Source organism: Ohtaekwangia kribbensis, from assembly GCF_042676245.1.
GTDB lineage: Bacteria > Bacteroidota > Bacteroidia > Cytophagales > Cyclobacteriaceae > Ohtaekwangia > Ohtaekwangia kribbensis.
In genome coordinates, this window is record NZ_JBHTKA010000003.1 from 192504 (window position 1) to 202005 (window position 9502).

A 9502-nucleotide genomic window follows, 5' to 3' on the forward strand; every position below is an offset into this window, starting at 1 on the left:
ACGTGTTTACGTGCTTACTGTTATCTTCTTTTTTGCGTGCAGCACTTCTTTCAGCACATCAAAAGCAAGTTGTATATCGGCCTCCGTTGTTTGCCAGTTCGATATCGCTGCACGGATCGCGGGCGTACCTTTATATAGCGTTGGTGTAAAGAATACGCGACCATCATCGCGAACTGCGTTGAGGAATGCACGCACTTCATCGAAGCTCGTTGTTTTCTTCAGCGTAAAGCAAACTACATTCATGCGCACGGGTGCCAGCAGTTTAAAATCTTCCGAGTGCTTTATCTTTTCTCCAAGGCTATATGCTGATGCAGAATTTCGTTCTACAATTTCACGATGCCCTTCCTTACCATAGGCCTTGATTGTAAACCATGAGGGCAGCGCGCGCCACCTGCGTGAGTTCTCGGGAGTATAGTGAAAGTAATCCGGACTTTGCTCAGGATCACCAAGGTATGCCGCGCTGTTCTGAAATACTTTCAGTTGTAGTTTTTTGTGGCGTGTAAACTGCATCGCGGCATCGTATGGTACATTTAGCCATTTGTGTGCATCGATCGTTATACTATCAGCATGATTTATACCTTGCATGAGGTGCGCATACTTTTCAGAGAGCGCAGCAAAGCCACCGAAAGCAGCATCTACATGCAACCAGAAATTATACTTTGCTTTCAATTTACCGATCGCCTCCAGGTCATCGAAGTCAACTGTATTCACCGTACCTGCATTGGCAACCACTATAACCGGGGAATTCACTGACTGCAGATATTTTTCAAGCGCCAGTATATCTATTGCCTCGCGATCGGGAAGTGTATCAATTTTAACAAGTGTATTCTTCCCCATACCCAGCACGGCCATTGACTTGAGCACACTGGAATGTGGCGTAGCGCTCACGACCTTTACCGGTACAACACCGTATACACCTTCGAGACTAAAATCTATACCCAACTGCTCGCCTACCCACTGACGCCCCAACGTGAGGCCTACCTGATTAGACACGGTTGCTCCTGTAACAAAGCTGCCGAAGTAAGCATCGTCAAGACCAAAGAGTTGTTTAAAGTAATGTATAGTCTGGCGCTCTACCTGCGGTGCTATCGTATCGTTGCTGCCACAAGCATTTTGATCGAAAGCACTTACCAGCCAATCACCGGCAACGGCTGCTGGTGTAGAACCTCCGGTTACAAAACCAAAGTATCGCGGCCCTGCACTATTTGTTATATACGGAGCGTAGTGCTGTTTGAAGTATTGTATAGTCTTCAAAGCATTTTCACCCTTCAAGGGTAAATCTTCCAGCACTATATCTTTAACAAATCGGCCGGGTGGCAGCGAATTTTGCCGTTCCAGATATTCTTCCGCCACCTTCACCGCATCGTGCAGTATAGCTTTGAATTGTTTTTTATCGTTCTCTAAAAGTTGATGCATCGCTGAATTTAATTTAGTCTTTGAACAAGGATGATTGATTAGCGCGCATAGCATCTGCTATCGCTGCGGAATCATGATCGCCACGCTGGTCCAATTCATGAATAATGTTTGCATAGTTTTTACGATCACGATTCTGCGAAAGTTTGTGAGTTGCTTCAATCTTCGTGATGTTGATCTCAAATCCCGTTACACCCTTCATAGCCTGTTGCATATAGGCAGGTGTAAGTTTTTCTACCGTAACCGGATCAGCAGAATGTCTTTCATAGTTATTCATCAATTGCTCCAGCGAATGAAACAGTTCTTCCCCTTCTATCAGGCGAATAGTTCCATACACATGTACCGCTATATAATTCCAGGTTGGCACGTTGGCATGATCGTACCACGAAGAAGATATATAGGTATGCGGACCACTAAAGATCACCAGCACTTCCATTGCTTTTAACAAATCTTTCCCCTGTGCATTACCCTTCGAGATATGGCCCGAGAGTTTTGTACCATCTGCCGATAACTCCAATGGTATATGTGTTGCCAAAAGATTCCCATTTGCTGCGCTTATCAAAATGCCAAAGCCATTCTGCCGGATAAATTCCTTTACAGCGTGTTCGTCTTCGTTCCTGAAATATTTTGGCGTGTACATGCTGGTACCAATTAATTTATATACTTACTTCTTATCACTATCAATCAATCTGCGGTGGTAATTAACCTGTCCGAGATGATACGTGAGGTGCGTTGCCAAATGAACAAGGAAAAATTCCGTTGTAGTCTTTTCAGCCAGAACCAACTGCGGATATTCTTCCTTCAATTGATCCGGTGTTAACGTATCAAGTACGCGTTCTACTACTTTTATTGTTTCGTCTATTTTACGAAGCAACTCTTCTTTGGGTATATCTCTGGCTGAGAACTCCAGGTCACGGTTTCGTATATAGCCCGAGTTGCCCAGTATAGCACCTATATACGTATTGAGATTGCCAACCAGGTGAAGACAAAGATTACCGGCAGGATTTGCGATATCTTTCTCAATTTTCCACAGGTTAGCCTCCTGTTTATAGGATGCAATCTCTGTTCGGAGTTTGGTGATATCGCGGTTGAATATAGTTTTGAGAACCTGGTTAAGCATACGTTTCTATTTGAATTTTCTGAAGTAATTCTCCGGTGGTGAGTACGGTAGCGAACTCAACGTTTAAACTTGAAAGATGGACAGTGTGAATTACAGATGAAGGAATTTTTACACCGTCAATTCCAACGCGGTCAAAAGTTGCTGTTGCATCAGAAATCACAATGGTATCATAACCAAAATTACCAGCCATACGCGCAGTCGTTGATACGCAGTGATCCGTTTGTAATCCCACGATCACCACCGATTTTATTTTTTGTGCATCCAGTCGCAGCTTCAGGTCAGTACCTATAAAAGCGCTATTCACACTTTTGGAGATAACTAATTCTCCGGGTAACGGCTTGACAATCTCCTTGATCTCGTTTCCCCATTGACCGGGCGCCAGTTTGGATTTAATATTGATCGAATCGTGCTTGATATGGAACAGTGGTAACTTTCGTTCGCGCCACACATCCAGCAGTCTTCTTGCGTTCTCTTCGGCTTTCGGATTGTTTCGATTACCTCCCCAATAGTCTACCTCGTCAAAGCCATTTTGAAAATCGACTATGATCAGTGCTACGTTGTTCATGCGAGACTATATTTCAGATTCATTAATATATACACTCCAATCCTTTACCTACCGGCTGAACCGATGCTATCACTTCATCTTTTGCCAGTGTGTTAAGCGTCCGCTCGATGGCCCAACCCACCAGGTCAATCGCGGCAAGACATCCTGCTGCCGTTGCTATATTTCCATGCACTACCAGTGGTTTCTCTTCTATCGTTACGCCAAATGATTTCAATTCTTCAATAGCCGTTGGATAGGTGGTAGCAGTAATATCATTGAGTAAACCCAAACCCGCGAGTATTAACGAACCTGAACACATGGAGCAGATCAATTGCTTCTTCGGGTCGAGGGTAAAGCGACTCAAATACTCCTTGTCGCGCATTAACTTTCGTGTGCCTGGTCCGCTGGCGAAGAATACTATATCGGCCGTTGCGCATTCTTCAATCATACCGTGAATGTGCAAGGGAAGTCCTGTTACAGAAGTATGAACCTTTTCTGTACCGACAATCTTGACAAGCCACGAATCATCGACCAGTTTGACCCGATTGAACAGGTCCCAGGCGAGGTATACATCTACATCTGTAAATTTGTCGAACGCAACAATTGTAATTTTTCTGGACATCGGTGTATGGTTGAGTAATGGAAATTCAGACTATATATACTCCTGTTCCTTTAGCGCTTCTTCGCCTCGAGAATTTCATGGATCATCACGAGGTGGTGGTCGTCATGTTCGGCATCAAAGAACGCGAGATCTACCGGAGTCATTTGTACCTGCAGTCGCGGGTGAAGCGATGACTTTATCAAGTCTTCATCCTGCAGACTTTCATACTTTGCAAGATTCTTCTTCCTGTTTTCTTCAAAGTATTGCAACACTTCACGTACTGGCAACGGGTTATAATCTTTCGGTTCAAACACAGCAGGCAACATTACCGGCACTCCTTGCAACATCTGGTCTATCCGTTGCAAGGCAATCTCATCTACCTCCGCCAGGTGTCCTATATTTTGCTTTATACTCCACTTGTCATTCAGCTTTTCAGAAAGTATATCTTCTGAAATATCTTTTACCTTTCCGGCTATGCGAACTGCTGTACCACTGAGTCGCTCCAGGTAAAACGGAAGCATGCCCGGCGGTAAACCGAAGGTAAATTGTCTTTCGAACCAGGCAAGTTTCTTCATGTTTAATCTGCTATTCGTTTTCCTAGTATCACTAAACTTCGTTGTATACCATCCAGTTCGGCTACATCTGGCAGCAAGGCCCATTGTTCAAAACCGTATTGCTTAAACAGTTTCAGACTTGGCTCATTGTGCGCAAATATGAAACCGAGCAATGTCTTAATTCCCAACGTGCGACACCGCTCTATAGCTTCCTGCAAAACTATTTTACCCACTCCCCTTCCCCGGCATTCCGGTTTCAGGTATATGGCGATCTCCGTTGTTGCCTTATAGGCGGGGCGTCCATAAAACGAGCGTATACTTACCCACCCTACCGCTTCACCACTTTCATCTTCCACCATCCACAACGGCCGTGCTGCCGGTGAATGGTCTTCAAACCATTTTATTCTGCTCTCTACTGTTATCGGCTCTGTATCGGCCGTTACCATTCTGCCTGCAATGGTTGTGTTGTAGATAGCAACAATCACCGGCAGATCGTGCAGCGTTGCCTCTCGAAATCGAATCATCTAATTCTATACTATATCTTTCCTTAATAACCAGTCCGTTTGCTCATCGGCACCCAATACAAACACGTGCTCGCCGAATTTTTTAAAACCATGTTTAGTATAAAAAGCAATAGCCCGGGGGTTGTGCTCCCATACGCCAAGCCATACCGTTTCATACCCTGTCTTTTTTGCATAGTCAAGACACGCCTCGAGCAGTATATTTCCGATTCGTTTGCCCAGGTAATCTTTATCTACATAAATGCGATGGAGCTCCAGCGCCCGCCTATTGCCAAGCGCATCCTGTTTCTCGCCTTCGCGTACTTTGGCATAGCCGGCAACACGGTCGCCATCTTCTGCCAGAAAGAAAACTGTTTTTTCTTCCTGTAGTTCTTTCTCAATCTGCTCATCCGAAAAAGCCTCGGCTATATACCGCTCCATATCTTCAGCAGTATTGTGCTCCTCAAACGTGTCTTTAAACGTTTTTATACCCAGTACACAGAGGGCACTTTTATCATTCAGAGTTGCTCTTCTTGTTTCTATACTCATAATGCCGTTAACTCCATTTTGATATCACTCCGTTTATAGGGACCATCCACGGGTACTTCTATAAAACCTAACTTTCTATACAACCCGATAGCAGTCGCGAGGCTTGTATGCGAATAGAGAATGATCTTGTGTGCTCCCATCGACTTTGCTTTTACAATGGCAGTCTCCGCGAGCAGTCGTCCGATCTTCAGTCCCTGAAATTTTTCGTCCACGGCCATCTTGGTAAATTCATATATACCGGGTGACACATATTTTAACGCAACAGTACCGGCTACATCTTCACCGGCATAGGCCATGAGTATAGCGCCACCGTGGGCGAGGATGTGTTTGTCGGGATGCTGCAACACTTCAAAATCAATAGGCTCCATCCAGAAATAGCGTTCGATCCATGCGCGGTTGAATTTCTCAAACCACGGTTGATGTTGGGGTTCGTATTCACGAACGGATATGGTCGTACTCACCTGTATCATACACTCACTATAAATTCTTTAAAAAATGATGACTGCTTATTATAAATCCTTTGTTCAGATATAGTCTGTGCGCATCATTTCGGTGATGCCCGGAATCAAGCGTTACACATTTATATCCGTTCGCACGCGCTTCGGCATCCACAAAGTCAAGCAATGCTGCGGCAAGTCCCTGTTTACGATAAGCCGGAAGTGTTACCAGATCATCGATGTATATATGTTTGCCATTATACAGAAAGTTCTGATAGCGATAGCCAATCGCAGCAGCGCCCTTTCCATCTTTCTCGATAAACGCAAGTTTGTAACCTTCCTGCAACATCTCCAGTACGGTATCAGCAAATGCTTCCGGTTGCAGATGTGGTCGCAGTACGTTTATCACATCCCAGCATTTCAGTATATCTTCTTTTGTTGTTGCCAGTTTTATATTCATCGTCAGACTATATTTTCCAGGGATTAGAGGCCAGGTTTGCGTTATTCTTTGCTTTCAGAAAGTCGCCATCGATAATCAGCAGCTTCACTCCGTTCTCGGAATACGAGCGATGCATGCTGACGTTATCAGAAACCTGATACGTCATTCCTTTAGACAGTATAAATATTCTTCCATCCGCAAGCTCCGAAATCATTTCACCTTCTATACAATATACAATATGGCCGGCCTTGCACCAATGATCAGCTCTGTACCCCACGGAATACTCCACAAGTCGTATGCGCAAGCCATTATACTGTTTTGTTTGCCACAGCGCTATACCTTGTTCGCCACGGTGCTCCGTGACTGGTACGGTTGTCCAGTCAGTAGTTTGAAACAATATGGATTCCATGGCTATCGACTGAATTGTGCTTTCCAGGCATCGCGTAACTGATAGCCCCGGTTAACGATATATATACCGGCTACGGTTAGCAGAATGGCTACCCAGATCTTCATGTTGAGTTTCTCATCAAGTACTACCCAGCCCAACACTACGGCTACCAGCGGATTCACGTATGCGTAGAGCGATACGATGGTCATGGGTAATTTTCGAAGGGCGTACGAGTAACACGCATACGCTACAATCGATCCTAGCGCGATCAGATATATAAGCGGATATACAACCGATGCTGTCCACTGCACATCACTCAGATCATCAAAGATCAGCGACAGCGGAATCATCCATATACCTCCGAAAAACATTTGAAGACCTGCGTTTAAAAATGGATTCGAATTTTCAGTGTTCTGCTTCTTCATCCATATACTGGCACTGGCCCAGCTCAATACGGCTACAAATGTCACGATGATACCGAGTATATATTCAATGCGTGTAAACTCACCGATGTGTTCACTGAAGATTAGAACTATTCCGACCATACCAATGGCGACCCCGAGCATAATGGGTACCGTAGGACGTTCGTCTTTATTTATAGAGAGATTAATAAGAATTACTGTGACGGGCATCAGCGAACAGATTACTGCTGCCACACCGCTGGGTATATGTACTTCAGCCCACGCTACCAAACCATTGCCGAGTGTAATCATGAAGAACCCTGCAATAGCCTGACGTATAAGATATGCACTGCCGGCCGGCAATTTTACCTTACCAATAGTAAGCATGAAACCTGCGAGGATCAATCCGGCAATGATTTGACGAACCGAAACAAACAGGAACGGAGGAAATTCAACAACAGCCATTCGCATCACCAAATAGGTGGTTCCCCAGATGATGCAGATTGCAGCCAAGGCGATGTACGCAAATAGTAGTTCTTTTTTCAAGTACGTAGGGTTAAAGTGTGTGAACTGTGACTCAAATCTTGAAGTTATTACGTAAAAAAAACAGTTTCAGTTTTGTTTATTTTGACCAGATCAGTTTCGGAGGTCCGAAAGTCGGGAAGTTAAAGAAGTCGGGAAGTCCGGAAGTCAAAAGTTGGAAGGAGTGAGGAGTTGGAAGTAAGGAGCAAGGAGTAAGAAGTAAAATGCAGAGGTGAGTGTGAGTGATTGAAAAAGGGTATATATTATAAAAACAAAAAAGAGCGGAATTGCTTCCGCTCTTTTGAGGATATATAGTATAGATACTATTATTAATTTTTGTTCTTCAGATCTAGTGCGAAGTCTTTGGCTGTTTTGGCTGTCATCAGGTCCATGAAGTTAAGTGCACCGTTGGTTGTGCCGGTACCGCCTGTTTGTATCTGGGGTACAATTGCACCGGTATATTTACTAAAGGCATCGGCCCAGACTTTTTGTACTTCTACCTGTGCTTTCAGTTTCATTTCCAATGCACCGTCAGCCTGCATGATCTTGGCGCGTGCATATGCCTGGGCATCTGCGAGCTCCTTTATTTTCTTAGACTCCAGTATAGCACCTTCGTAGGCGATCTTCTGCTGTTGCTTATCCTGTTCAGCAACTTTTACTTTTGTTTCAGCTTCTACAACCTGCTTGATCTGATCCTGTTTCTGTTGATACTCAATTTCAACGAGCGCTTGTTCACCTTTCGCTTTCGCTGTCAAGGTTTGCTGTTGGGCCGTCATCAACTCTTGTTTAGAGATTGAGGACTTTGTAACGGCATCGATGATCTTGGTAAGCTTCTGGTCAACTTTATCTTCGTAGTCAACATCGGTGATCGCTGCATCGGCTACCGTAATACCATATTCTTTTATAGAAGATAGCTTACGTTTCGGAGCACCATCTTTTTTGTCGAATTGGATTTCGGTCTGATATATTCTTTTCTTCTCCTGTTCCAACGAATCGAATACTACATTCTCTTCAGTTTTCAACAGGTATACGCCTTCTTTAAGCTGATCCATAAAATCCTGCGCCATCTGCGCACGACCACCTCCGTAGTGTTTCTCACTGCTCATCAACTGAGCCGATGATTGCAAACACTCTTTGGTATAAGGAGCAAGTCGCTTTACCACCAGCGACTGCGGTGTACGGTGTGTGTTGTGAATCAGGATCATTTCTTTTTCATCCGATGGCAGAATAAACTGCGTGATACCCTTTACATCAGCTGTAGTGGCATCGCTGAAACGGATCATGATCTTGCCTACCTCTATACCGTTGTCTTCCAGGTCAAGTTTAGGATTTTCTTCCTGGTATGTAACGGAGATCTGGTTCGGCCACTCCTTCTCTTTGGCAAAGAAGCCGGCATAAAATATACCGGGAGCAAACTGTACGATCTGTTCACCGGTAGTACGTTCTACAACGGTACGGTTACCCGCATCATTCCATGAAAATGGATTGACGATGAAGAATAACACCATACTGAAAATAAGCACTACAGCCAGTACAATCTTGGGTTTAAGTGATGGATTCATGTTTAGATAGTTGTTTGGTTAGATTTGTTATTACTAGGTTTATTTTTCTGTTCGAAATAATTTGTCAGCAGTAGTACCAAAGCATAGCCTACTATACCGAACACGGTCAGAAACCCGACCGCAATTGTCAGTCTAATCATATTTTATTTTAAAATGTATATTTGAAAAAGAGAGAGAGAGAGAGAAATAAGGTTCGCCTTTAATCGGCTTACTTGTTTTTACAACTGGTGTACTCTTTACATGGACGTGTTCATAATCTTTACTCTATTCGAAATATGCTCAGAAGGAAACCGGGTTCTATACTTTTTTTACCGGTGAGTTTCATTTTCGAATTTCACTTAGTTAAACGCAGATTGGTTCCTATAGGATGACAAAAATTAAAATATATTTTGACAGCGAAATTTACTTACATCGCAACGCATTGCGATGTAGACTGCAATTTGCTTAGCGATCCTGCAACAAAATTTTATAT

General features: G+C 43.9%; 13 protein-coding genes. All 13 read right to left on the reverse strand.

Annotated features, from left to right (window positions below; all coding sequences use genetic code 11):
• Positions 1-6 precede the first annotated feature (6 nt).
• Complete coding sequence (locus ACFQ21_RS11370; protein ID WP_377579037.1) at positions 7-1416, reverse strand: pyridoxal phosphate-dependent decarboxylase family protein; 1410 nt, start codon at positions 1414-1416, stop codon at positions 7-9.
• Between the two features lie 13 nt (positions 1417-1429).
• The gene (locus ACFQ21_RS11375) at positions 1430-2053 is read right to left on the reverse strand and encodes an FMN-binding negative transcriptional regulator (protein ID WP_377579039.1); all 624 of its coding nucleotides are present in this window, start codon (positions 2051-2053) and stop codon (positions 1430-1432) included.
• 24 nt (positions 2054-2077) lie between these two features.
• Positions 2078-2533: a DinB family protein gene (locus ACFQ21_RS11380; protein WP_377579041.1), complete on the reverse strand. Its 456-nt coding sequence runs from the start codon at positions 2531-2533 to the stop codon at positions 2078-2080.
• Positions 2526-3098 carry a cysteine hydrolase family protein gene (locus tag ACFQ21_RS11385; protein WP_377579043.1) on the reverse strand — a complete coding sequence of 191 codons (573 nt, stop codon included), beginning with the start codon at positions 3096-3098 and terminating at the stop codon, positions 2526-2528. Before ACFQ21_RS11385 ends, ACFQ21_RS11380 begins: the two co-directional genes overlap by 8 nt.
• A 22-nt stretch (positions 3099-3120) precedes the next feature.
• Positions 3121-3699: a DJ-1/PfpI family protein gene (locus ACFQ21_RS11390; RefSeq protein WP_377579045.1), complete on the reverse strand. Its 579-nt coding sequence runs from the start codon at positions 3697-3699 to the stop codon at positions 3121-3123.
• Between the two features lie 50 nt (positions 3700-3749).
• Complete coding sequence (locus ACFQ21_RS11395; RefSeq protein WP_377579047.1) at positions 3750-4253, reverse strand: DinB family protein; 504 nt, start codon at positions 4251-4253, stop codon at positions 3750-3752.
• Positions 4254-4255: 2 nt separating this feature from the next.
• A complete protein-coding gene (locus tag ACFQ21_RS11400) occupies positions 4256-4756 on the reverse strand; it encodes a GNAT family N-acetyltransferase (protein ID WP_377579049.1) in 501 nt (166 codons plus the stop codon).
• 6 nt (positions 4757-4762) lie between these two features.
• Entirely contained in the window at positions 4763-5281 is a 519-nt protein-coding gene (locus tag ACFQ21_RS11405; RefSeq protein ID WP_377579051.1) for a GNAT family N-acetyltransferase, read from the reverse strand.
• Complete coding sequence (locus ACFQ21_RS11410) at positions 5278-5751, reverse strand: GNAT family N-acetyltransferase (RefSeq protein WP_377579054.1); 474 nt, start codon at positions 5749-5751, stop codon at positions 5278-5280. Before ACFQ21_RS11410 ends, ACFQ21_RS11405 begins: the two co-directional genes overlap by 4 nt.
• A 7-nt stretch (positions 5752-5758) precedes the next feature.
• Complete coding sequence (locus ACFQ21_RS11415; protein WP_377579056.1) at positions 5759-6178, reverse strand: GNAT family N-acetyltransferase; 420 nt, start codon at positions 6176-6178, stop codon at positions 5759-5761.
• Positions 6179-6185: 7 nt separating this feature from the next.
• Complete coding sequence (locus tag ACFQ21_RS11420) at positions 6186-6566, reverse strand: DHCW motif cupin fold protein (RefSeq protein ID WP_377579058.1); 381 nt, start codon at positions 6564-6566, stop codon at positions 6186-6188.
• A gap of 2 nt (positions 6567-6568) precedes the next feature.
• Positions 6569-7492: a DMT family transporter gene (locus tag ACFQ21_RS11425; RefSeq protein ID WP_377579060.1), complete on the reverse strand. Its 924-nt coding sequence runs from the start codon at positions 7490-7492 to the stop codon at positions 6569-6571.
• 305 nt (positions 7493-7797) lie between these two features.
• A complete protein-coding gene (locus ACFQ21_RS11430; protein ID WP_377579062.1) occupies positions 7798-9030 on the reverse strand; it encodes an SPFH domain-containing protein in 1233 nt (410 codons plus the stop codon).
• Between the last annotated feature and the right edge of the window lie 472 nt (positions 9031-9502).

Coding starts and splice junctions, on each gene's coding strand:
- ACFQ21_RS11370 (WP_377579037.1), bottom strand. CDS start 1,416: ATGCATCAACTTTTAGAGAACGATAAAAAACAATTCAAAGCTATACTG.
- ACFQ21_RS11375 (WP_377579039.1), bottom strand. CDS start 2,053: ATGTACACGCCAAAATATTTCAGGAACGAAGACGAACACGCTGTAAAG.
- ACFQ21_RS11380 (WP_377579041.1), bottom strand. CDS start 2,533: ATGCTTAACCAGGTTCTCAAAACTATATTCAACCGCGATATCACCAAA.
- ACFQ21_RS11385 (WP_377579043.1), bottom strand. CDS start 3,098: ATGAACAACGTAGCACTGATCATAGTCGATTTTCAAAATGGCTTTGAC.
- ACFQ21_RS11390 (WP_377579045.1), bottom strand. CDS start 3,699: ATGTCCAGAAAAATTACAATTGTTGCGTTCGACAAATTTACAGATGTA.
- ACFQ21_RS11395 (WP_377579047.1), bottom strand. CDS start 4,253: ATGAAGAAACTTGCCTGGTTCGAAAGACAATTTACCTTCGGTTTACCG.
- ACFQ21_RS11400 (WP_377579049.1), bottom strand. CDS start 4,756: ATGATTCGATTTCGAGAGGCAACGCTGCACGATCTGCCGGTGATTGTT.
- ACFQ21_RS11405 (WP_377579051.1), bottom strand. CDS start 5,281: ATGAGTATAGAAACAAGAAGAGCAACTCTGAATGATAAAAGTGCCCTC.
- ACFQ21_RS11410 (WP_377579054.1), bottom strand. CDS start 5,751: ATGATACAGGTGAGTACGACCATATCCGTTCGTGAATACGAACCCCAA.
- ACFQ21_RS11415 (WP_377579056.1), bottom strand. CDS start 6,178: ATGAATATAAAACTGGCAACAACAAAAGAAGATATACTGAAATGCTGG.
- ACFQ21_RS11420 (WP_377579058.1), bottom strand. CDS start 6,566: ATGGAATCCATATTGTTTCAAACTACTGACTGGACAACCGTACCAGTC.
- ACFQ21_RS11430 (WP_377579062.1), bottom strand. CDS start 9,030: ATGAATCCATCACTTAAACCCAAGATTGTACTGGCTGTAGTGCTTATT.